Source organism: Acetomicrobium mobile, assembly GCF_937920065.1.
The window spans coordinates 1-21252 of the sequence record NZ_CALETC010000232.1; the positions used below are offsets into that span (position 1 = coordinate 1).

The 21252-nt window shown below is 44.4% G+C and carries 22 protein-coding genes and 3 tRNA genes; all 25 read right to left on the reverse strand.

Annotated elements, in window-relative coordinates:
* Nucleotides 1-64: 64 nt before the first annotated feature.
* Nucleotides 65-697: a V-type ATP synthase subunit D gene (locus tag Q7P41_RS08745; protein ID WP_303883544.1), complete on the reverse strand. Its 633-nt coding sequence runs from the start codon at nucleotides 695-697 to the stop codon at nucleotides 65-67.
* A complete protein-coding gene (locus Q7P41_RS08750) occupies nucleotides 690-2111 on the reverse strand; it encodes a V-type ATP synthase subunit B (RefSeq protein WP_303883545.1) in 1422 nt (473 codons plus the stop codon). Before Q7P41_RS08750 ends, Q7P41_RS08745 begins: the two co-directional genes overlap by 8 nt.
* A complete protein-coding gene (locus Q7P41_RS08755; protein ID WP_303883547.1) occupies nucleotides 2101-3906 on the reverse strand; it encodes a V-type ATP synthase subunit A in 1806 nt (601 codons plus the stop codon). Before Q7P41_RS08755 ends, Q7P41_RS08750 begins: the two co-directional genes overlap by 11 nt.
* Nucleotides 3907-3939: 33 nt before the next feature.
* Complete coding sequence (locus Q7P41_RS08760; RefSeq protein ID WP_303883548.1) at nucleotides 3940-4278, reverse strand: V-type ATP synthase subunit F; 339 nt, start codon at nucleotides 4276-4278, stop codon at nucleotides 3940-3942.
* Complete coding sequence (locus Q7P41_RS08765; RefSeq protein WP_303883550.1) at nucleotides 4268-5284, reverse strand: V-type ATPase subunit; 1017 nt, start codon at nucleotides 5282-5284, stop codon at nucleotides 4268-4270. The genes Q7P41_RS08760 and Q7P41_RS08765 overlap by 11 nt, the downstream gene beginning before the upstream one ends.
* Nucleotides 5285-5370: 86 nt before the next feature.
* Nucleotides 5371-5961 (reverse strand): V-type ATP synthase subunit E, encoded by a 591-nt coding sequence (locus Q7P41_RS08770; RefSeq protein WP_303883553.1) that lies wholly within the window; start codon nucleotides 5959-5961, stop codon nucleotides 5371-5373.
* 11 nt (nucleotides 5962-5972) lie between these two features.
* On the reverse strand, nucleotides 5973-6446 hold the full coding sequence (locus Q7P41_RS08775; RefSeq protein ID WP_303883581.1) for a V-type ATP synthase subunit K: 474 nt from the start codon (nucleotides 6444-6446) through the stop codon (nucleotides 5973-5975).
* Nucleotides 6447-6513: 67 nt separating this feature from the next.
* Nucleotides 6514-8547 carry a V-type ATP synthase subunit I gene (locus tag Q7P41_RS08780; protein ID WP_303883555.1) on the reverse strand — a complete coding sequence of 678 codons (2034 nt, stop codon included), beginning with the start codon at nucleotides 8545-8547 and terminating at the stop codon, nucleotides 6514-6516.
* Nucleotides 8534-8860: a hypothetical protein gene (locus Q7P41_RS08785; RefSeq protein WP_303883556.1), complete on the reverse strand. Its 327-nt coding sequence runs from the start codon at nucleotides 8858-8860 to the stop codon at nucleotides 8534-8536. Before Q7P41_RS08785 ends, Q7P41_RS08780 begins: the two co-directional genes overlap by 14 nt.
* Before the next feature lie 147 nt (nucleotides 8861-9007).
* Nucleotides 9008-9078, reverse strand: a tRNA-Gly gene (locus Q7P41_RS08790).
* Nucleotides 9079-9227: 149 nt separating this feature from the next.
* Nucleotides 9228-9303, reverse strand: a tRNA-Gly gene (locus Q7P41_RS08795).
* A 104-nt stretch (nucleotides 9304-9407) separates the two neighbouring features.
* Nucleotides 9408-10121 (reverse strand): radical SAM protein, encoded by a 714-nt coding sequence (locus Q7P41_RS08800; RefSeq protein ID WP_303883557.1) that lies wholly within the window; start codon nucleotides 10119-10121, stop codon nucleotides 9408-9410.
* Nucleotides 10122-10255: 134 nt separating this feature from the next.
* Complete coding sequence (rlmD, locus tag Q7P41_RS08805) at nucleotides 10256-11677, reverse strand: 23S rRNA (uracil(1939)-C(5))-methyltransferase RlmD (RefSeq protein ID WP_303883559.1); 1422 nt, start codon at nucleotides 11675-11677, stop codon at nucleotides 10256-10258.
* Nucleotides 11678-11691: 14 nt separating this feature from the next.
* Nucleotides 11692-12252 carry a 2-oxoacid:acceptor oxidoreductase family protein gene (locus Q7P41_RS08810; RefSeq protein ID WP_303883561.1) on the reverse strand — a complete coding sequence of 187 codons (561 nt, stop codon included), beginning with the start codon at nucleotides 12250-12252 and terminating at the stop codon, nucleotides 11692-11694.
* Nucleotides 12252-13073: a 2-oxoacid:ferredoxin oxidoreductase subunit beta gene (locus Q7P41_RS08815; RefSeq protein WP_303883563.1), complete on the reverse strand. Its 822-nt coding sequence runs from the start codon at nucleotides 13071-13073 to the stop codon at nucleotides 12252-12254. Before Q7P41_RS08815 ends, Q7P41_RS08810 begins: the two co-directional genes overlap by 1 nt.
* Nucleotide 13074: 1 nt before the next feature.
* Nucleotides 13075-14208 (reverse strand): 2-oxoacid:acceptor oxidoreductase subunit alpha, encoded by a 1134-nt coding sequence (locus Q7P41_RS08820; RefSeq protein WP_303883565.1) that lies wholly within the window; start codon nucleotides 14206-14208, stop codon nucleotides 13075-13077.
* Nucleotides 14201-14407 carry a ferredoxin family protein gene (locus Q7P41_RS08825; RefSeq protein ID WP_303883567.1) on the reverse strand — a complete coding sequence of 69 codons (207 nt, stop codon included), beginning with the start codon at nucleotides 14405-14407 and terminating at the stop codon, nucleotides 14201-14203. The genes Q7P41_RS08820 and Q7P41_RS08825 overlap by 8 nt, the downstream gene beginning before the upstream one ends.
* A gap of 236 nt (nucleotides 14408-14643) precedes the next feature.
* Nucleotides 14644-15327 carry a tRNA (adenosine(37)-N6)-threonylcarbamoyltransferase complex dimerization subunit type 1 TsaB gene (gene tsaB / locus Q7P41_RS08830; RefSeq protein WP_303883569.1) on the reverse strand — a complete coding sequence of 228 codons (684 nt, stop codon included), beginning with the start codon at nucleotides 15325-15327 and terminating at the stop codon, nucleotides 14644-14646.
* The gene (gene tsaE, locus Q7P41_RS08835; protein ID WP_303883571.1) at nucleotides 15315-15806 is read right to left on the reverse strand and encodes a tRNA (adenosine(37)-N6)-threonylcarbamoyltransferase complex ATPase subunit type 1 TsaE; all 492 of its coding nucleotides are present in this window, start codon (nucleotides 15804-15806) and stop codon (nucleotides 15315-15317) included. The genes tsaB and tsaE overlap by 13 nt, the downstream gene beginning before the upstream one ends.
* A gap of 166 nt (nucleotides 15807-15972) precedes the next feature.
* Nucleotides 15973-17586 carry an NAD(P)H-hydrate dehydratase gene (locus Q7P41_RS08840; protein ID WP_303883573.1) on the reverse strand — a complete coding sequence of 538 codons (1614 nt, stop codon included), beginning with the start codon at nucleotides 17584-17586 and terminating at the stop codon, nucleotides 15973-15975.
* Nucleotides 17587-17588: 2 nt separating this feature from the next.
* A complete protein-coding gene (gene acpS, locus Q7P41_RS08845; protein ID WP_303883574.1) occupies nucleotides 17589-17957 on the reverse strand; it encodes a holo-ACP synthase in 369 nt (122 codons plus the stop codon).
* A gap of 77 nt (nucleotides 17958-18034) precedes the next feature.
* Nucleotides 18035-18109: transfer RNA gene (locus Q7P41_RS08850), tRNA-Val, on the reverse strand.
* Between the two features lie 220 nt (nucleotides 18110-18329).
* The gene (locus Q7P41_RS08855; protein ID WP_303883576.1) at nucleotides 18330-18956 is read right to left on the reverse strand and encodes a cyclodeaminase/cyclohydrolase family protein; all 627 of its coding nucleotides are present in this window, start codon (nucleotides 18954-18956) and stop codon (nucleotides 18330-18332) included.
* Nucleotides 18947-20200, reverse strand: a complete 1254-nt coding sequence (hutI, locus tag Q7P41_RS08860) for an imidazolonepropionase (protein WP_303883578.1) — start codon at nucleotides 20198-20200, stop codon at nucleotides 18947-18949. The genes Q7P41_RS08855 and hutI overlap by 10 nt, the downstream gene beginning before the upstream one ends.
* A 5-nt stretch (nucleotides 20201-20205) precedes the next feature.
* Nucleotides 20206-21117, reverse strand: coding sequence for a glutamate formimidoyltransferase (ftcD, locus tag Q7P41_RS08865; RefSeq protein WP_303883580.1), 912 nt, complete (start codon nucleotides 21115-21117; stop codon nucleotides 20206-20208).
* Between the last annotated feature and the right edge of the window lie 135 nt (nucleotides 21118-21252).

The following is a 21252-nucleotide window of genomic DNA, read 5'->3' on the forward strand; positions in this document are numbered from 1 at the left end:
CATGCTATTTGCCCTTAAGCCTAGATGCACGTACAGAAACAGCAATATTTATTTGTAAAGCAGTTTAGTGAGATCTGACAATTTCCTTTATGCGCATTAATCTACTTAAATTAGATCGCTCCATCTCGTCTAATTTCATAGTTATATCCCTTATGGTCTCCTCAAAAGCAGGGATTAAAACGTATTCGAGGGCATTCACCCTCCTCCGCGTTCGCTCAATCTCGCAAGCCATAAGACGAAGTGCCTTTTCCTCGCTGGCCAAGCGTACTAAATCCGGAAGTAGTGCTGCAAATTGCTCTAAAGCCAGATCTAAACTACCCGAGGTCATTGCAAAACCATAACCTATTACTTGTCCCCCAGTCTCTTCAACGGCAAATTCAGGCACAACTACGCTCATGAGATTGCGTTTTTTTACGTCAACCATGGCCTCGCCGCCACTGGCCATTAATAGCGATTGTTCCAATATTGCCGGCACCATTTGTGCCCGTGCCATCAAGAAACTTCGGTAACAGGTGGTGAGCGCTGGCTCAACTTTTTCCCGCAATTTCATTACTTCTCTAGCTTTTTGCAAGAACTCTTTTATCAAAGCATCTTGTTTGTCTTTAAGCAGTTTGTGGCCTCTTTTTGCGGTAACAAGACGCTTTTTTATGACATTTAGCATCATCCTGTTGGGATTTACGTTTAACTTATTAGCCAACTTCGATCACTCTCTCATCCTGTGATTGGCTATCTTGTCGTTTAGGCTTGAGGTATTTTTCAATGTATTCATCCCTAACGCGCTTAAGTTCGGTTAGTGGCAATGGGGCCAAAAGCTCCCATCCTAGCTCTAAGGTTTCTAAGATGCTTCTGTCTTCATACTCTCCCTGTCTTACATATTTATCTTCAAATTTATCGGCAAAGTCTGCAAAGGCCTTATCGTTTTCGGTCAGGGCTCCTTCACCAAGAATTGTAGCTAACTCCTTGGCTTCTTTGCCCCTCGCATAAGCGGCAAATAACTGGTTAAGCAAATCGGCATGGTCTTCTCGTGTTTTACCTTTTCCTATGCCTTTATCCTTCAAGCGAGAAAGGGAAGGCAACACGTCAACTGGTGGATAAATGCCCCTGCGATGCAAGCCCCTGTTTAATATAATTTGTCCTTCTGTGATATAACCGGTCAAATCAGGTATTGGGTGGGTTATATCATCCTCGGGCATTGTAAGTATGGGCAACTGAGTTATAGATCCCGTGTAGCCGCGCAAGCGTCCTGCTCGCTCATACATTGTAGCAAGGTCGGTATAAAGATATCCTGGATAGCCCCTTCTTCCGGGGACCTCCTTTCGTGCAGCTGATATCTCACGTAGAGCCTCGCAATAATTGGTCATGTCTGTCAGTATAACTAATACGTGCATGTCAAGCTCAAAGGCTAGATACTCGGCGCAAGTAAGAGCTAACCTGGGCGTAGTTATGCGTTCTATAGCAGGGTCATCAGCTAAATTCAGAAACATGACAGCTCGATCGATGGCTCCCGTCCTTCTGAGGTCATCCATGAAGAAAGAGGCTTCCTCGAAGGTGATGCCCATTGCGGCAAACACGACAGCAAAAGCTTCACCGGTTCCCAAGACAGTTGCTTGACGTGCAATCTGAGCAGCTATTTTATTATGAGGCATCCCGCTGCCCGAAAAGATGGGCAACTTCTGGCCTCTTACTATAGGATTCATGCCATCGATTGTCGATATCCCAGTTTGTATAAACTCTGACGGATAGTCCCTTGAGTAGGGATTTATCGGATAACCGTTTATATCAAGATGTTTCTCTGGAATTATCGCAGGACCATCGTCTATGGGCTCTCCCCGTCCATTAAATATTCTTCCCAAAATGTCTTTGGAGACCGGTATCATCAATACCTTGCCCATAAAACGAACCTTGGTACTTTCGAGGTCAATTCCCGTCGTTCCTTCAAAAACCTGCACCAATGCCCTATCCGTCGATATCTCCAAAACGCGGCCCCGTCTTTTTTCCCCGTTGCTTAAAGATATTTCGACCAACTCATCGTATCGAACATCAATCGTCTTTTCAACCACCATTAGTGGACCAGAAAGGTCGGTTATTGTTCTATATTCCTTAGGCAGCATAGTTGTCGCCTCCTGTAGGTATGATCTTATTTATCTGAGAGCGGATCTCTGTTTCAAGCTGATCTAAGGACTCAAGATTTTCTTCAGCAATATATCGCATCCTCGCTATCTCTTCTCTAACAGGAAGTTCGAATAGTTTTTTAATGTCAGCTCCCCGCTTCAATGCATCCATTGCCGTACGATGAAAAGTCAAAATATTACGTAACATCTTAAATTGTTTATCCATTGAAGCATAGGTATCTATCTCATGAAAGGCATTTTGATGCAAAAAATCCTCCCTAATAGATTTTGCGGTCTCTAGGATTAAACGTTCCTCCCTCGAAAGCGCATCTATGCCGACCAGCCTGACGATTTCTAAGAGCTGAGCTTCCTCCTCCAAAAGCGACATGGCCTCCGTACGCTGTGAGCTCCATTCACCGTCATACCTTTCATCCCAGTATTCTCCAAGCACATCGGTATAAAGGGAATAACTGTTAAGCCAGTTAATCGCTGGGAAATGACGTTGATAAGCTAATGAAGCATCCAAACCCCAAAACACCTTTGTCACCCTGAGGGTATTTTGGCTGACAGGTTCCGAAAGATCCCCGCCAGGAGGAGAAACAGCTCCGATGACGCTTATTGCTCCTTCTCTCCCGTCTTCTCCTAAACATACACACCGTCCGGCACGCTCGTAGAAGGAGGCTAGCCTCGTACCCAGATAAGCAGGATAGCCTTCCTCACCTGGCATCTCCTCGAGTCGTCCTGATATCTCGCGCAGAGCCTCTGCCCACCGACTTGTGGAGTCAGCCATCAGGGCAACCGAGTATCCCATATCTCTATAGTATTCTGCGATCGTAATAGCCGTATAAACGCTGGCTTCGCGCGCTGCCACAGGCATATTGGAAGTATTGGCTATGAGCACCGTTCTTTTCATCAGCGGTTGCCCAGAACGCGGATCTGGCAATTGTGGGAACTCAAGCAAGACGTCGGTCATCTCGTTACCCCTTTCACCACATCCTACATATACAACTATCTCGGCGTCAGCCCATTTGGCGAGTTGATGCTGAATGACGGTTTTACCGCTACCGAAGGGTCCTGGAACACAGGCAGTTCCGCCTCTTGAGACGGGGAAAAACATGTCCAAGACGCGTTGACCTGTTAGTAGAGGTACTTCGGGGTTTAGCCTCTTTGCCACTGGCTTGGGAAATCTTACTGGCCAACGTTGCATCATCGTAATTTTATAGACGTTGCCCTCTTTTCCTTCAACTTCGGCGATAACTTCTTCTACCGTGTTCTTTCCTTCTTTGATGGATTTTACCCTGCCTTCAATGCCAATCGGAACCATTATGCGGTGTTCCACCAAAACGGTCTCTTGTACTACTCCAAGCACATCCCCTGAACTTACCAATTCTCCAACTTGAACTTTAGGAATGAATTCCCATTGTTTCCTTCTGTCCAAAGCGGGTACGTCTATACCTCTAGTAATGTAAGGACTTTGTGCTTCACTTTCAATAATCTTAAGCGGCCTTTGAACGCCATCGAAAAATTGTTCGATAAGCCCAGGCCCTAACTCAACGCTCAAGGGGGCACCTGTACTGATCACCGGTTCTTTTGGTTTTAAGCCTGAGGTCTCCTCGTAAACCTGAATGAACGCATTATCCCCCTTAAGCTCTATGATTTCTCCCACAAGACCTAAATCGCCTACGCGAACTACGTCGTACATAGACGCGCCAGCCATACCGCTAGCTACTACTAAGGGCCCCGATATTCTAGAAATTGATCCCTTTATCTGCTGCTTACGAGCTTCTTCGCCCATGAAAGTTCCCCCCAAATCCAAAAATTTTCCTAATCATTTATTGGCAAATATATCGATGCCGACCGCCTTTTCCACCCAATTTCTTATCTGTGATGTGCCGTAACCGGTCGAATACTTTAAAGTTGGTATGGAAATTACGCTTAACATGTTATCACATGTTAAATCATCTATCATTTGCTCATATCTCCGGCAAAGATCTTCCGTCATGAAGCAAATAGCGAATCTCTTGTTTATCAAATCAAGGAGAATCTCTCTTAACCTGTTTTCATCATCAGGGTCATCTATTGCGAATTGTCTTAGCCCAATGGCTTGAAAAGGTAAAATGCTATCATAATCACCTACAGCTGCAATTCGGTGACCTCTATGCTGCATGACGTAACAACCCCTTTATCATGTCTTTCTCCACTCCGCTTGCTTTGCCAACCAGAATTATTCTGAGGTTACGAACTTCCATCTCTTTAAACCATAGGTAGCGCACTACTTGTTCTGGTGCAAATGGATCGTATTGATATTGGTCCAAATAACTACTTATTAATCTATCCGAACGTCGCTCTACCTCGGGCAAGACCTGAAAGTCTTCTACCTCTTCTATACCGCTTAACGCGTCGCCCATATAACCAAAAGAAAGCGCCCTCGACCACGACTCTCGAGGTTCGGGATAAAGCTGGGTTAAGAGATCTGAAGAAAAAATCCCGCCAGGGTGAAGGTGATCTAAAACCTCAGAAACATCGACATTCAACCTTTTCAGGCGCAACATCGTCCTAATATTTTCTCCATCTATGCGAAGACGAACGTATTCCTTCACGCCAGGAAAGGAAATATCATCGGCAATAAGGCGCATGGCGTAAAACATATGACGATCCAAAATGTTTTCAATTTCCAAGATATTCTTGGTCTGCTCCCATATCATGACACAAGAAGGTATAACCCTATGCAACTGATAAGGAAGGAGGCGATAATCTTCGCTTTCTATGGCCAATATCATTTCATCAGCCGGATAAGATCCCATAGAAACCAAAAGATCCCACCGGCTCTCTCCTCCACCTCTTTGTGCAAACAAGCTTTTCAACACAACCTTCATATTGTGAAAGTCATAGGGAACTTGGAACAAGGAAACTATCGAGGGATCAGGAACAAATTTTCTAAGCTCGTTGTAAAGATAGGCAAGTTCTGCTTCTAGTAACTTATCATACGAAGAAGCACCAGTCTCGACTACCCACTGTCCATAACAAGTCTCCATAAGCAACTTCCATGCACTATCAAAGCCGTCCGCATCAGCCATTTGCTGCAGAATGGTCGAATCGACCATCCGATTTTCCATGGCCTTGATACGAGACACAGCATATGTATAATCACATTCAGCTTTCAACAGCCTCACCAACCCTAAAATATTTCATGATTCGTCACTTAAAAGTTGCCAATTTCAACGAAATAGCCACCACGTTATTCTGCTATCTTAAAGGGTTAGTTCACAAAAAGTTCCTCCGCAATGGTCAATTCCAGATCATCTTGAATGTTGGTTATTAGCATGTCAAAAGAACAATTAATATCTATATCTCCCAGATTAAGCACGAAGCCACCTTTGTGTGGCAAATGCTCATGTGCCAAAACAAGCTTCGTACCGTTTTCCTCATTAAAACTGGCAATCCACTCGTTGGTAATGACCTTTTCATCCTCACCAACGTATAATACGCCTTCCACCGACTCTGATTCTTTGACGGCCGTTTTTAAAAGTTTTGCCACGAAGGCAACATGCGTCTTCGAGTCAAGTTGACATAGTTTCTCGCGAGCCTCATTCAGTACTCCCTCGATCAGGGATCTCTTCATGGCTAGTTCCAACTTCCTAAGATCTAGATTCGCCACTATCTCCCTTCTTTTGAAGACGTTTTCTCTTTCTTCCTTTGCACGTTGCATCCATTCTTTTTGTATTTTTTGAGCCTCTTCTTCAGCTTTTGAGATGATATCATCTGCTTCTGCTTTAGCCTTTTTCAGTATCTCCTCAGCCTGTCTCTTGGCATCTTCCTCTATCTTTAATTTCACATCAGCTAGAGCCATTGCATACACCTCTATAGGCTAATGCCATTTAGCAATATAATGCTCATCAATAAGGCTAAAACAGCGTAGGTTTCAACCATAGCCGGAAGTATGACAGCTTTACCCGTCTCTTCCGGTCGTTTGGCGATAAGCTGGATGCAAGCAGCAGAGGTCTTACCCTGGGAAAATCCTGATATATAGCCCACAATGGCAATTGGTAGGCAAGCGAAAAGTATCGCCATCCCCTGTTCTAAGCTAACAGGAACCGGAGAGCCGCCCAACAAACCCACTTTCATGATGGTAAAAAACCCGGTCAACAATCCATATATTCCCTGAGTCCCCGGTATCGCCTGAAGAAGCAGGATTAATCCAAACTTTCCAGGGTCTTCCGTCATTACTCCTGCTCCGGATTCACCAGCAACACCTACTCCCAAAGCAGAACCGGAACCAGCACACCCTGCAGCTAAAGCAGCACCTAATATTGCTAAAGCAAGTCCCCATTCCATTATCAACAACACGCTCCTTTCAAAAAATATAAATCAGCGTTAAACTACTCCATCTTCAAACATGAGATTAACTGAAAGCTTTGGCCCGAATTAACACTTCATAATCACGGGCATCGGTAACATTGATATATCGCGCGTCCATATTAAAGGGCTCAAAGGACCTGCCGCCGGTTTTGTAAAATTTACTAAAGAATTCAACGTACTGCAAACGCAATGAGTGCACAAAGGCGCCTAAAATGTTTACCGCAATGCTAAATCCATGACCCCCTGTAAATAAAACGAAACCTAAAAGCCATCCTATGTAAGGAATACTAAATAACTGCATCGTTAGGGTGTTAATAATCATGGCGATAGCTGAGGTTGCTAGACCCAGCGCTAAGAGTCTGCTGTAACTTAAAACATCACCCAAATATGAAGTGATAGAATACAAACTCATCACGCCAGAGAACAGCTTGGAAAATATGTTCTTCTTTTCTCTTCCTTGAGTGGCAATTAATATGCCGGCCCCAACTAAGGAGATAATCGCGCTTGGCGATGAGAAGACGGGAGATAGCATTCCAGCGCGAACCAAGATGTACATAGCCAATCCTAAAAGAAACGTTATCCAGCCTCCCTGATCTCCAATCGCTCCAATGTAATCTTTCTTACGGAGATTATCAAAAAAGGCTATGAAAAGCCCGAAGATGATTTGAACAAAACCTATAAACAACGAAAATCCCAAAAAAGGCATTGGATCGTGCATCACGTCTGTGATCTTCACTGAGTTTTTTAAATCTCTCAATGCTGCGAAAATGGGAAAGGCGTCGATCATATCCCCAAACAAAGAACCCGTCAGAATACCAACCAGAACCGATGAGACTCCTCCTAAGAGGAGCAAAATAAAAAACTTCAAAGCATCTCTACGCGGACAATACTTCAAGATTGCAAAAAGGAGGATTAACGCAAAAATCCCGCCGTAACCAGCATCTCCTAAGCACATGCCAAAAAATAGAAAATAAAATGGGGCAAAAAAGGGAGTCGGATCAATGCCATCATATTCAGGCAACCCGTATAGTTTAGTCAATGGTTCGAATGGCAACACCCATTTTCTGGAAACCAAAAAAATTGGAGGTTCTTCTTCCTCCTCCGGGTCTGAAATTTCCATATGCACTAACTTATCGTAGCAAGATAACGCTTCACTGATAACATCTATCACTACCCGAGGAATCCACATTTGCATCCACGTTGCATGCTCCGTAGATAAGCCCGAGCAAAGAGCCTCAATCCTTTTTTTGGTAAGATTGTAATAATCGTGAAGCAGCTGAACCTTTGAGAAATTCTCTTGAGCTTCTTCGGCAATTTGCTCTAAAAACCGCTCTTCTTGAGATTTCAACTCTTCCTTATGATTAGCAAGTTTGCCTAATTCTTCGGCAGGCGTCCCGGACAATCTTCGATCGAGTTCGATTATAGACGCTCCACTAGCGCTAAAAATGCTTCTGATCTCTTCATTCTTCTTTCTAATAAAGATCGCAATCGCATAGACTTCCTTATCTTTTTCGGCAGGCATAGAAATGTGAAATTCCCCTTCATCTGGCTTGAGAAACCCACCTAATTCTGTTTTCAGGACACCGATTTGTTCCACAGGAACAGTGGCAATCAAACCAGTTATGTACTCCGTGCCTTCTGTCAATAAAGACAAAGGCAATGAAAAGTCTTTTATTTTCACAAGAACCTCTTCTGCAGCCTTAAGTTTTGAAAGTTCTGCCCCTATTTCTGATAGTTTTTTATCCAATTCTCTGAGTTTTGCGGAATAATCTACTAGATCAAGTGATTTCTCTAATTCGACCATCTCATCCAAGGAAACCTTCGGCTTATTGCCCAGCAATCTCGCAATCTTATCTCCCTCGTCCTCGTAGTATGGTTCAAGAAACCTTATCACGAACCTCGCTTCGGACAATTTTTCATCAAGATTCTTTAAACTCTCAAGCTGCGGCATGTCCCCATCTGTCCGTTGAGTCTTGATGATCTCGCAACATCCAAGCTTTTGTAGATCACTTATCACCTCATCCCTCACGGACTCATGAACCACCAAATCGAGCTTGCAGAACTTAGCTATAGCCATACTTCTTCATCACCTCTTCCACGACTAAAGCAGCAACTTGATCAACCTTGGCTGCATATAGCTCCCTTTGAGAAGTGATTTTCTTCCTTCCCTCCTCTATCGATGAGAGGGCCTTCTTCTCTGCTTCCTCTTCGGCCTTTTGAATTACTTCCCTATACTGAGCCCGGGCTTTGGCTTTTGCTTCTCTGAGCATTTCCTCTGCTTTTGCGCGGGCTTCTTCGAGAATGCTGTGAGCTTTGACTTTCGAGTCATCTACCAACTTCTTAGCGGTTTCTTCGGCTTCTTTTAGCTCTTGCGCAATATCAGATGGCATCCTACTCACTCCTTTGCCGAAATTATGTAAAACACACCTAAAATATCAAAATATAAGGAACAAGTTATGATTGCCACAATTGAAGTACAGTCTACTAATTTTGACAAGCAATGTCAAATTACTCCGGTTATATGCACAAAAAAACGGAGCGGACAACGGGACTCGAACCCGCGACCCTCGGCTTGGGAAGCCGATGCTCTACCTTTTGAGCTATGTCCCGATCGCGCTCCAGATAATATTAGCACAGATAGGGCTTCTTATTCAACGACTTTTTTAAAAATTCATACAAATTCGATAGAGGCCGACGCTCCTAACTCGACATAAAAAAATTCCTGACAGGCCAAAAAGCCAGTCAGGAACTAAAGTCTGGAGCGGACAACGGGACTCGAACCCGCGACCCTCGGCTTGGGAAGCCGATGCTCTACCTGCTGAGCTATGTCCGCCTGCGCATAAATTATATCGGGAAGGTGTTCCTTTTGCAAGGATCCGATCTTCCTCAAGATGTAACTTTTATGGGCACAAGATCTTCATTAAAGCAAGCAAACAACTAACAATTGCAATGCTGATTGTTAAGAAGGGCCTTCGATATTTCCTCAAGCTTCTCGTCGGTTATGCTGAATTTTTTCTCGAATCTTTTGTCGTTAACTTTTGCAACGATAATCTTGTCGGGAGAAATTTCGCGGATTATGTTTTTCAACTTATCAATTGATCCCGGATCATCGCTACGACCCTTGATGATGGTAATTTCGAATATAAATTTCCCTGAGTATTGCCTCCTAAAAGTGGCCATGTTTGAGATATATTCAGCTAAAGTATACCCTTCGATAGGTCTTTGGAGCTTTTGAAAGTCCTCTTCCGATAATCCCTTTATCTCACCTACAACTTCATCGCAACTATTGGCAATTTTCATATATTCACTTCTACCTAGCAAATATCCGTTAGTAAATAGCCTTACAGTCTTACCTTTAGCCTTGATGAGATCTATGATATCGTCAATCCTATCGTTTAATAGGGCTTCTCCCTTTGAGTTAACGAAGATCAAATCTGGATTCAAAACATTTATATTGCTTTCCAGTTCAACTATTGAATTATCCGTCCCAGGAAACGATCTTTGGACATCTGTTTTATGCTGTGACCTTCCAATGGGACAAAATACACAATCAAAATTGCAATATTTTTCCGGAAGTACATTTACTTCCAATACTTTTCTTCCGTCCTCCGTGTAAATATCCTTATAGCTAAAATAGCTTGAGGAATTCATTGTGATATCCTGCTCCTTTTAACAATATATCACCTTACTCGCTCGCTTCCACCTTTACATATCAATGCCAATTTTGTGATTTTGACCTCATTAGCTACTTTTCAGTCATAAGAACCTTCTCGTACATTTCAATCTTATAGTTTAGACGCACTAATGTCCTTTTCATCCAATTTATGATTCCCACCAGTTGTCTGCGAAGTCCTCGTCATCAAGGTCACGCACTCTACGTGGCTTGTCTGGGGAAACATATCTAAGGGCAGTAGGTTTACGGGTTTATATCCCATGTCCATCAAGACTTTGCCGTCCCTTGCCAATGTAACCGGATTGCACGACACATATACTATTTTACTTGGCCTGATCTTGCCTATAAAAGTCAAAACATCCTTATGACAACCCGTCCTAGGGGGATCCAGGACTATCGCATCAAAGTCGCCGTCAATTTTGTTAAATACCACATCTTCAGCTTTGCCACAGGCAACAAGCACATTCGAGAGGCCGTTTTTTGCAATATTAAGCGATAACGACTTGCAAGCAGGCTGCCATTCCTCCACAGCTACCACATTTTCGCATATTGAGGCCAAAAAACACGTTATTGTGCCTACTCCAGCATAAAGCTCTAAGATCCTGCTGTTGTCTGCTATATGCTTCGATACAGTTTTGCATATATTGTAAGCCTGAGGCACATTAACTTGGAAAAAATCGCTTACGTTGTAACTTAGCTCAAAAGCCCCTAGACGCTCCCGTAAGTTAATTTCATCTCCAGCCAAGAGAAATGTTTCAGGTCCCCATACGAAATTCCCTTTGGATATGTTTATATTTACTATGATACCCTGCAAGTTGGACGACTGTCTGTTAATAAGCTGGGTTGAAATGCGTTTTAGTTCGTCCATCTCCGAACGTTTGGGTTTACGGCTTAAGATCCAGGCCATCAGGGTCTTTCGACTTGACAGCGACGATCTCATCACGACATGACGGAGAAGTCCATTACTGCTGCGCTCATCATAAAAGGTCACATCACTATGCTCAATGACATCTCTCATGAGATTATAAAGGTCGTTTAAAAGGGGATCCAGGACGGGGCATCTTTTGATGTCGATGACTTCGTGTGTACCTCGGGCAAAATAGCCTAACTTCTTCTGATTTTTTTGATAACGCGTGTGGATTATAGCTTTATTTCTATACCCCCACACTTGTGGACTGGGAACTATCGGCTCAATGATTACATTCGGCCATTTTCCTATCCTCGTGATGGCTTCTCCAATTAAGTGTTCTTTCGCACTAAGCTGATAACCATATGAGGCGTGCTGAAGGTCACACCCTCCGCACGCCTCATAATATTCACATTTGGGAGGTACACGATAATCACTGGATTTGAGTATGGATTTAATCGTAGCTACGCCATAATGTTTTCGTCTTTCTACAAATTTTGCCAAAACGGTCTCGCCTACAAGGGCCCCCGGTACGAAGACCACATAGCCGTCCATCCTCGCTATGCCGCGGGACTTACTGTCCATCCCATCTATGGTTAAGGTGACCTCGTCATCGAAGGATCTCATTGTGTTCGAATAAATTACAGCTTCTCCTTCATGAGACCATATCCAAGCTCAAAGGCTTTCAGGTTTAATTCTTCTGTTCCCTTCGGCACCCGGTCCAATATGGCCTTGCGTATAGATTCTGGCTTAGCCAACTCCCAACTTTCCAAGACCCGTGCTACAGCTCCTAAGGCAACCATATTCGTAACTATCTCTCTTCCAACTTCCTCCCTGGCAGTCCTTACAATTGGAAGGGAATATACTTTTGCATCCACTTTTGGTGGCTCCGTAACGAAGAAATCGTCAACTATAACAACACTGCCAGGAAGAGCATCATGAACGTATTTATCACAAGCCTTCTGAGTCAAAATAACCTGCAAGTTTGGGCTTGTGACCTTAGGATAATCTATCCTGCTCCGTGACACGACGACCTCGGCCTTGGAGGCTCCTCCTCTTGCTTCAGGACCGTAAGCTTGAGTCTGTACGACATTTAAACCTTCTTCGTATAAAGCTAGGGCTTCTCCAACTATGACGGCCGCCAAAATAACGCCCTGACCACCTGACCCAGCTATACGAATTTCATAGCGTTGATCGCCCATCAACTATTACCTCCTACGCGTTCAATCAAATTCAAATATTGTTCTACATATTCAGGCAGCTCCACGTTTGCAAACTCACCGATCACTATCTTTCCTTCCAATTGCTCGGGGGGCATAGTCGCAGCTTTGTTGTACATAATGCTGTTGTCCTTGAAGAAATTGATATTATCGATCGGCCTCGGCCTCTTGTTCTTTCGACCAAACTGAGTATGACAGTGAGTCATGACCTCGACCACCGCAAAACCTTTTTTTGAAATAGCAGTCTTAATATACTTCTCAACAAGTAACGGGTGAGCTATCGTCGCTCTTGCCACATAAGAAGCCCCAGCCCCGACGGCAAGCTTGCATATATCAAAAGGAACATCGAGCACACCGTAGGGTGCCGTAGTGGCATAAGCGCCCACAGGAGTTGTTGGAGATGCTTGCCCCCCCGTCATTCCATAAATGTTATTGTTCATGATGACGGCAGTGATATCGATGTTACGCCGGCAAGCGTGTATGAAGTGATTGCCCCCTATAGCAGTGCAGTCTCCATCACCCATTACATCAATTACGGTCAACTCAGGATTTGCCAATTTTACCCCTGTGGCAAAGGCCAAAGATCTGCCGTGAGTTGTATGCATCGTACAGGCATCAATATAACCGGGCATCCTGCTAGAGCAACCAATGCCAGAAGCGATAACTGTCTTTTCTTTCTTTTTCTCCAAGTCTACAAGAGCCCTTAACAAAGCATGCATTATGATCCCATGGCCGCACCCAGGGCACCAAATATGAGGAAAAAAGCGCTGGCGCAACCAACCAAGTACTTCCGGGCTAGGCATCTTACGCTACCTCCTTGATAAACTCAAAAATTTCTGAAGGCCTAAAGAGATCTCCATTAACCAAACCCTTCCCAAAAACTTTGGCCCTGCCTTCCACAGCCCTTTGCACCTCCAGGACCATCTGTCCACAGTTAAGTTCTGGGACTAACACTGCCTTAACGCCATCCAAAAGGACTTTTAGTTCATCCACAGGAAAGGGCCAAAGTGTTATAGGTCTGAAAAACCCGACTTTTAAGCCCTTGCTTCTTGCCTCTCGCACGGCACTAAGAGCAGTACGGGAGACGGAACCATAAGCCACCACGATCATATCAGCGTCTTGAGTCTCATAAGTATCGCATTTAACGATCTCGCCTTTAAAGCGGTCCACCTTTCTCACCAATCGCCAAATCTTGCTCTCAGTCACGTCTGGATCGTTGGTTGGGAAACCCCATTCGTTATGGGTCAAACCAGTAACATGCCATCTATAACCATCTCCAAAAGAGGCCATAGGGGGAATGTCGTCTTCGGGATCGGGCTTATAGGGTATGTAATCCTCGGGCTTCACCTTAGGCTTTTTACGGTTTACGATGGGAATTGACTCCCCTTCAGGAATAACTACCTTTTCTCTCATATGACCGACGACTTCATCGCTCAACAAAATGACGGGTTGTCGAAAGCGCTCGGAAAGGTTAAAAGCATCTATCGTAAGTTCGTAACACTCTTGAACCGAGGCGGGAGCCAACGCGATCGTTTCATGATCTCCATGTGTACCCCACCTAGCTTGCATAACGTCTTGTTGAGAAACCTTAGTGGGTAGGCCCGTGGAAGGTCCCCCCCTCATAACATTTACCACCACTATTGGAACTTCCGTCATATAGGCAAATCCAATATTCTCCTGTTTTAGCGAAAATCCCGGACCAGAAGTAGCCGTCATCGCTTTGTACCCAGCGATGGAAGCACCAATAACGGCAGCGATGCTGCCAATTTCGTCCTCCATCTGAATGAATTTTCCGCCAACTTTGGGCAGCTCAACTGCCATTATCTCAGCTATCTCAGATGAAGGAGTTATGGGGTAGCCCCCAAAAAAACGACACCCCGCAGCTATTGCACCCATTGCGACAGCTGTATTACCCTGCCAAAATCGGATTTCAGGCATCAGATTTCGCCTCCCTAACTGTGACTGCAAAATCAGGACAGATATTTTCACATTGATGACACCCAATGCAATCGTCCAACCTTGTGGGCTCCGCCTTGACTTTTTCGTTAAATTCCAACACTTTTTTAGGACATATGTCTATGCAAAGCCCACACCCCTTACACCAATCTTCGTCAATGCTTACGATAAACTTTGCCAAAGGAGACACCACCCTCCACAGAATCTAATGATTATTTAGGAATTACAAAGTCAATTATGACGATAATGGAAATATCATGCAAATATAAACATGATTTTACTATTGCGAATATTCTGACATAAGAGGACAAGTATGTTTACGATGCAATATTTGCTAAAAACGGGTTGTAACAATTTGGAAACCTACCCCCAGTAGGCCCCCTTTCACGCCTTTGCACAGCGTGTACAATATGTTTCTCAACTGTAAGGTTCTCTCAGATACAGCGCCCTGATTTCCGAAGGACATTTAGCCTCGCTTCTAAACCTGAAGCCGAGTTTTGCCACGTTACTGCCTCGTGTACTGTTGGGCACGAGGCACGCTCCTTCAGGCTTAGCACGGAACCGAACCACGTCATCGCCAATCACAAATATCTGCTCACTTCTCCTCTTTGATATACCATTTATCATCGAGTGAAGCTCTTTCTCCTCAATGACCTTAGGTTCTATTATTTCGATGAAATCATTTCCATTACTTTCAAAGGCTGAGGCATAATATTCATGGCCCCTGGCCCAAATCACAGGAATAACTACAACATTCTTTACGAAAAGAAAATCGCACGCTAAGGCTTTCAGGGAAAGTATCGGGATAACGGGTACTTCCAAACCAAAGGCAAGTGTCATGGCATAAGACAATCCCACACGCACACCGGTAAAATAACCAGGCCCAATGGTGGTAGCCACGGCATCTATATCGGTCAAGGTAAAACCCACAAAGCTTAAAAGTTTCTCCACCAAGCCTGGGAGAAGTGAAGATTGATACCTACCGACATCCAAGGCCATTTCCCCAATTACTCTATCACCCTTTGCGTAACCTACGGCCGTATATCTCGTAGAACAATCGATTCCCAGAATCAAGCAATCCTTGGATTCTAAGCACCCCATGGCGACACCTTCCTATTTAAACGTCTTAATGCTTCGATTGCATTAACCCCCGAAGCCCGCATTTTGACCATTCTATGCTCACTTTTAACTGAATCATCGTCGTATAAAATCATGACATGCCACCACTCTGTTGTAAAGGAAAAATATTCGGGCTTGCCCCATTCAATTATCACTAAATAACCGCTATCTATATACTCTTCAATACCCATCTCCGCTAACTCTGATTCTTTCAAGCGGTAAAGATCAATATGAGCTATTGGCGGATCGGTAGGATATTCATTGATCAATGTAAAGGAAGGACTTCTTACTTCATGCCAATCAAAAGCCGCTGCGATTCCTCTTACTAAGGTCGTCTTGCCCGTTCCGAGCTCGCCATCGAGGTAAATGACCAATCCAGGAAATGCGACAGATCCCATTTCCTTTCCAAGATGCAGCATCATCTTAGGAGATCTAACAACGTAAGAGTAAGGGAAAACCATGAGCAATTACACCACCAATCATCTTTTTCTCAGGCCAAACAGCAAAACGATACCTAAAAGCCCGAACAATATCACAATAACGTAGAAAGGAAGAGAAAAGCGAGGGCTTTGAAATTTAGACCACATGAAAAAAAGCCCTATAAAAGCGAGCGATAGAACTGTAATTTTAAAGCCGCGTAAGCGCGTCCTTTCCGTCTTTTTCAATTCCTCTTCCCAGTCTACCCTTTTTCTTGGCATACCGAATATCTCCTATTACATTCCTAATTTCATCAGCAATTTCCCTCGACAATACTCCATCAAGGCCTTTTTTTAATTCCAATTCTTCCCCAGCCTTTGCGTGCAACCATACAGCCAGGCTCGCCCCATCCACTAAATTAGGACCCGAGGCCAAGAAAGTCCCAATGACACCACTTAACACATCGCCTGATCCAGGGACAGAAAGGGCGGGACTTCCAGCATCGCAAATTCGAAACTGGGATCCGTCGCTAATAATACTGCGAAACCCTTTCAGCACGGAGGGACCAAATCCCAGTGAAAGCTTTTGTATTGCCTCTAAGCGATTCTCCCGAACCCACGCTGGTTCACAGCCCAATAACCTAGCTGCCTCCCCCTCATGCGGAGTTAAGACTACATCGTTTCTTCTTCTCAATGTCGACGAAGCGACCGAAAGGGCATATAATGCATCAGCATCATAAACCATCATTTTTGGCCATTTTTCCCAAAGTTTTAAAGCTAGTTCAATTGTCTCGCTTTCTCGGCCCACGCCTGGGCCCACTATTAAAACATCTATCTTCTCCTTGAGAGGGAGCAACACATCAAGTGCTCCCGCAGACAATGTCCTTCTATCGGTCCTTACGGGAAGGCAAATAGCTTCGGGGATAAATTGGCCAGATTGTGCATAAACATCTTCAGGAAGAATTATATACACTACGCCCGCTCCAGCTCTTAATGCGCCCAGGGCAGAAAGCATTGGCGCTCCCCTATAAAGATCAGACCCTCCCAGAATGGCTACACAGCCTCTATTGCCTTTATGCAAGCCTAAGGGCCTATCAGGCAAGACATCAAGTGAGGACTCTTTGTCCCACAAAAAACAGTTCGTCTCAAACGTCAACGCCCCTAACATGGGATGTACGCCTATATCAGCCAGTAAAACCCTTCCAGAGTAAAAGGCGCCAGGAGCTATATAAAGTCCTAATTTATAGACATGCATCGTTATAGTCACATCAGCCATTACCGCCGCACCTGGAACACACCCGGTCGAAGACTCAACCCCGCTCGGGACATCCACAGAAACCACGAAAGAGGCTTTGCGCAACGCTTTGATCAACCTTGCAATTTCGCCTTCCGGAACCCCCTTAAAACCCACCCCCAAGAGCGCATCTACACATATATCGGCTTCTTTTATTTCATTTACAAGCTGCGAGTCGGAAAGTTCATCGGAAAAGGCAATTTTGCCTCCAACTTTCATGAAAGCATTCGCGTTGGTGAAAGCGTCTCCTTTATACCGTTCAAGCATAGACACCGAACTGATCAACTTGACGTCTAGGCCTTTGTTAAGGAGATGTCGCCCTGCCACAAAGCCATCTCCACCGTTATTCCCAGGGCCCGAAAATATTAAAACCCTTCCTTTTCCTCCTTTTTCTTGGGCTAAAAATTGTGATACGTACGATGCAACGGTTCTGCCGGCATTTTCCATCAAAACAAGTCCAGGCAGAGAAAACTCGTCCATAATCCATCTGTCGATCTTTTTTGCTATCTCGGCGGTATAAAGTGGAATCATCCTCATGCCTCCAATATCACAAAAGCTATAGCCATATTATTTTCGTGACTAATCGAGAGCCAAACTTTACTTATCCCTCTATCTTCCAGTATTTTAGCCAATTTATCGTTAAAACAGAATCGCGGATCGCCTTCCTCGTTGTGAACAACCCAGGCATTTTTTAACCCCATGCGCCACAGGCCCAGCGTCAAGGCTTTAGAGAGAGCCTCCCTAGCTGCATAAAAACCAGCGAGGTGCTGTTCGGGACGGGCTTTGGAAAAGGCAAATGCTATTTCGGTCTCCACAAATATCTTTTCTAGAAACCTTTTTGATTTCATTCGAACACTTATCCTGGGTATGTTGCACAAATCCACCCCGATCCCTTTTATCACTACATTACCAACTCTCTTTCCGTAAACTTATAAAAAAGGGAGTCCAGCATTTTGACCAGACTCCCTGTATGACCTTTTGGTGGGTGGTGCAGGACTCGAACCTGCGACCTCTTCCGCGTCAAGGAAGCGTTCTCCCTCTGAACTAACCACCCTTGGGACAAAAAGTACATGAACTTAAATTGTCAACATGAGATAAATGCTGCTTCGACCATTGAGACTAACTCGCTCAAAAACACCGAGGCGCAAGCTCAATCTTAACGTCAACCGTGCAACTGCCAGTTAAACTTTATCAAACCCAATCAGCGTTGTCAACATAGCTTGCCGATGGTCTTGTAAATAGGAGCGATCTCGTGCTTCGTCGGAGTCTTCGGATCATAAATTTCTTTCAACCTTTTCCAGTCCCTCGATCACCCGCCCCTCAATTTCTTTCAGAAGATCCTTTAAATCGGCCCCTAGATCGTCACAGAACTTTTGATCCTTGATGCCTCCTAAGTTTATCCTCACATTGTAGGCAGCTGCTTTTGCAGCACTAGAAGAAAGCAGCAGAGCTGTACCACTATCAGTAATTGCATTGACGTTCCCTTTCTCAACTACAAGCACAGCTTGCTTTGAAAGTTCAAGACAGGCTCTCAGCGTCTCCATCGGCACAAGTGCAGCCTTTTTAAGGGCTTCCTGCATGGCAACGCTTCTTTTGGCCTTATCTTCATCTGTATCTTTTGGGAGGCGCATGGCCTGCATGAACTCATTGAAGGCCAATACGTCTTCGTCCATCAAAGCAAGAAATTCATCGCGTAACTTGTCAGCCTTTTCTGCCAATTCCTCCATCAATACCCATTCTTCTTTGTATTTTTCCTTTCCCATAGTAAGCCTCGCCACCATGGAAACTAAGGCTGCTCCTAAAGCTCCGCCCAGGGCTGCTACGCTTCCTCCTCCCGGTGCCGGAGAATCTGAGGCTAACTCCCTTAAAAATTGTTCAATGGTCATTTCCATCATAGACATGTTCCCACCCCCAACGAAACCTCTTGGCCCATTTTATATACTTCCTTTACATTAAACCATCCTAAGTGATAGGCAATGACACCTGGTGTTTCACCTTCTAATACCACGAAGTCCGCTTTTTTACCCTTTTCAAGGCTTCCAACAAGGGAAGCCATACCTATTGCATAAGCGGCGTTAATTGTCGAAGCTACAAATGCTTCTTCTACCGATAAACCCATGCCCAAGACGGCGAGCCTAAAGACGACCTCCATTGATTCGCAATAACAAGAACCGGGATTACAATCAGTGGCCAAAGCTACTGGAACACCTAATTCAATCATTTTTTTCGCAGGGGCATAAGGCTTTCTTAAACTAAGAGCCGTTGCCGGCAAAAGCACAGCAGTCACGTTGCTCTCTGCCATGGCCTTTAATCCCTCATCGTTTGCTGCTAGTAAGTGTTCAGCTGAATCTACCTTTAATTCAGCTGCAAGCTTAGCACCGCCTAGATCGCATACTTCGTCAGCATGAAGTTTTAAACCCAATCCGTGATCTTTAGCTGCGCTTAAGATCCTTCTCGTATCTTCAATTGAAAAAACACCTTCCTCGCAAAAGACATCACAATATTTGGCAAGTTTTTTTGCCGCAACGTGAGGTATCATTTTCTCGATTATAAGATCCGCGTAAGCTTGAGGGTCGTTCTTGTATTCTCGGGGAATGGCGTGAGCTCCCATAAAAGTAGGAACTACATCAAGTGGTTTACCGTTCAATTGATTTATGACCTCTAACATCTTCACTTCATGTTCCAAAGATAGTCCATAACCACTTTTTATCTCAATCGTCGTAACGCCGCTTTTTAAGGCCCTCATGAGGATCTTTTTGGTATTGCTGTAAAGTTCTTCCTTGCTAGCCGACCTTACGTTATCAACAGTAGAAAGGATTCCACCGCCCTTTTCAAGGATTTCAAGATAGGTAGCACCTTGAAGACGCATTATAAATTCCTTTTCCCGTGTTCCTATAAAACAAGCATGCGTATGAGGATCAATGAACCCAGGAATTACACATCTGCCACCCAGGTCTATTTCCTCGGCTTTCTTTGGAGCACGCTTCATGACGTCAGATTCTCGGCCTATATCAACGATATAGCCTTCCTTGGTTGCTATCGCCCCATCTTCTATAACTAAAACACGCCCCATCTCCTCGCCTTTTAATGGTCTGCCCTTGTCAATAGGTGTATATATACGTGCATTTCTAAAAATTTTAGTCATGACTCTTAATCCCTTCCTAAAAGATCTAAGAGCCTCAGCTCTATGACTTGATCTGGATCAAATCCGGCTATTTGCATGTAATAAGAAGCGCTATCAAGCAAAGCAGCAGCCGGAACTATTCCATATACCTCAGTCTCGGCCACTAAAACACCCCAACGTTTTGCCTCTGCCTTGATTAACTCCAAAACGCGATACATTGCATTTTTCTCAAAGTCCACGATGTTCATGCTCACTTGCGTCATGCCCTTTTCCCTTAGCTCGAGCCCAATGGCCTTGACTGCGGAAAATCCACCGCTTGAAGCCCTGACAGCCCTAGCGATGGCCTTTGCCACACTTACGTTTTTAGTATGCAGATTAACGTTGAAGGCGATCAAAAACTTCCTTGCCCCAATTACTGTAGCCCCGGCGGTCGGGTGCAATTCGGGTGCACCAATGTCTGGATGCCTTTCCGGTTTTGTTATTTCTTTTTTTAGGGCTTCATATTGTCCCCTTCTTATCACTTCCAAATTGCGTCTATCGGCCCTTAAAGCCGATTCCTCGTAAAAGTACACCGGCACTCCCGTTTCCTTGTGAAATAAATCAGCAAATTTTCGAGAAAACTCCACGCATTCTTCCATGGAGATATTCCTCAAAGGTACAAAGGGGATTACATCTATCACACCTATCCTTGGGTGAGCACCTTGATGGTTGTTTAGATTTATGTTTTCTATGGCAATCTTAGCAGATTTTATCAATGCCTTCTCTAGTGCTTCAGGCTCCCCCACCAAACTAACTACTAAACGGTTGTGATCAGGATCAGCCCTATAATCCAGCAAATAGCAACCTTTTACATCTTTAAATGGCCTTACAATGGCCTCTATTACATCAGTGCGCCTGCCTTCGCTGTAATTAGGAACACATTCTATTAACTTGACCATAAGTTACAATACCTCCTGTGACAGTTATTTTCGCTATTCATGACAAGCCTACTTGCAGTTTTCAAGCGCCATTTATGTTTAATCCAGTTCACCTATCTCCTCTTCAACTGCCTTTATGATTTCACCGCTTTCTAC

Bases quoted from the DNA above. Each gene is read 5' to 3' on its own strand.
- Q7P41_RS08820 (WP_303883565.1), bottom strand. From the start codon at position 14,208: ATGCCTGAAATCCGATTTTGGCAGGGTAATACAGCTGTCGCAATGGGT.
- hutI (WP_303883578.1), bottom strand. From the start codon at position 20,200: ATGACTAAAATTTTTAGAAATGCACGTATATATACACCTATTGACAAG.
- Q7P41_RS08780 (WP_303883555.1), bottom strand. From the start codon at position 8,547: ATGGCTATAGCTAAGTTCTGCAAGCTCGATTTGGTGGTTCATGAGTCC.
- Q7P41_RS08815 (WP_303883563.1), bottom strand. From the start codon at position 13,073: ATGCCTAGCCCGGAAGTACTTGGTTGGTTGCGCCAGCGCTTTTTTCCT.
- Q7P41_RS08775 (WP_303883581.1), bottom strand. From the start codon at position 6,446: ATGGAATGGGGACTTGCTTTAGCAATATTAGGTGCTGCTTTAGCTGCA.
- Q7P41_RS08810 (WP_303883561.1), bottom strand. From the start codon at position 12,252: ATGGGCGATCAACGCTATGAAATTCGTATAGCTGGGTCAGGTGGTCAG.
- ftcD (WP_303883580.1), bottom strand. From the start codon at position 21,117: ATGGTCAAGTTAATAGAATGTGTTCCTAATTACAGCGAAGGCAGGCGC.
- Q7P41_RS08755 (WP_303883547.1), bottom strand. From the start codon at position 3,906: ATGGGCGAAGAAGCTCGTAAGCAGCAGATAAAGGGATCAATTTCTAGA.
- Q7P41_RS08855 (WP_303883576.1), bottom strand. From the start codon at position 18,956: ATGTCTATGATGGAAATGACCATTGAACAATTTTTAAGGGAGTTAGCC.
- tsaE (WP_303883571.1), bottom strand. From the start codon at position 15,806: ATGGTTTTCCCTTACTCTTACGTTGTTAGATCTCCTAAGATGATGCTG.
- Q7P41_RS08760 (WP_303883548.1), bottom strand. From the start codon at position 4,278: ATGCAGCATAGAGGTCACCGAATTGCAGCTGTAGGTGATTATGATAGC.
- Q7P41_RS08800 (WP_303883557.1), bottom strand. From the start codon at position 10,121: ATGAATTCCTCAAGCTATTTTAGCTATAAGGATATTTACACGGAGGAC.
- Q7P41_RS08840 (WP_303883573.1), bottom strand. From the start codon at position 17,586: ATGATTCCACTTTATACCGCCGAGATAGCAAAAAAGATCGACAGATGG.
- Q7P41_RS08770 (WP_303883553.1), bottom strand. From the start codon at position 5,961: ATGGCTCTAGCTGATGTGAAATTAAAGATAGAGGAAGATGCCAAGAGA.
- tsaB (WP_303883569.1), bottom strand. From the start codon at position 15,327: ATGGGGTGCTTAGAATCCAAGGATTGCTTGATTCTGGGAATCGATTGT.
- rlmD (WP_303883559.1), bottom strand. From the start codon at position 11,677: ATGAGATCCTTCGATGACGAGGTCACCTTAACCATAGATGGGATGGAC.
- Q7P41_RS08750 (WP_303883545.1), bottom strand. From the start codon at position 2,111: ATGCTGCCTAAGGAATATAGAACAATAACCGACCTTTCTGGTCCACTA.
- Q7P41_RS08785 (WP_303883556.1), bottom strand. From the start codon at position 8,860: ATGCCATCTGATATTGCGCAAGAGCTAAAAGAAGCCGAAGAAACCGCT.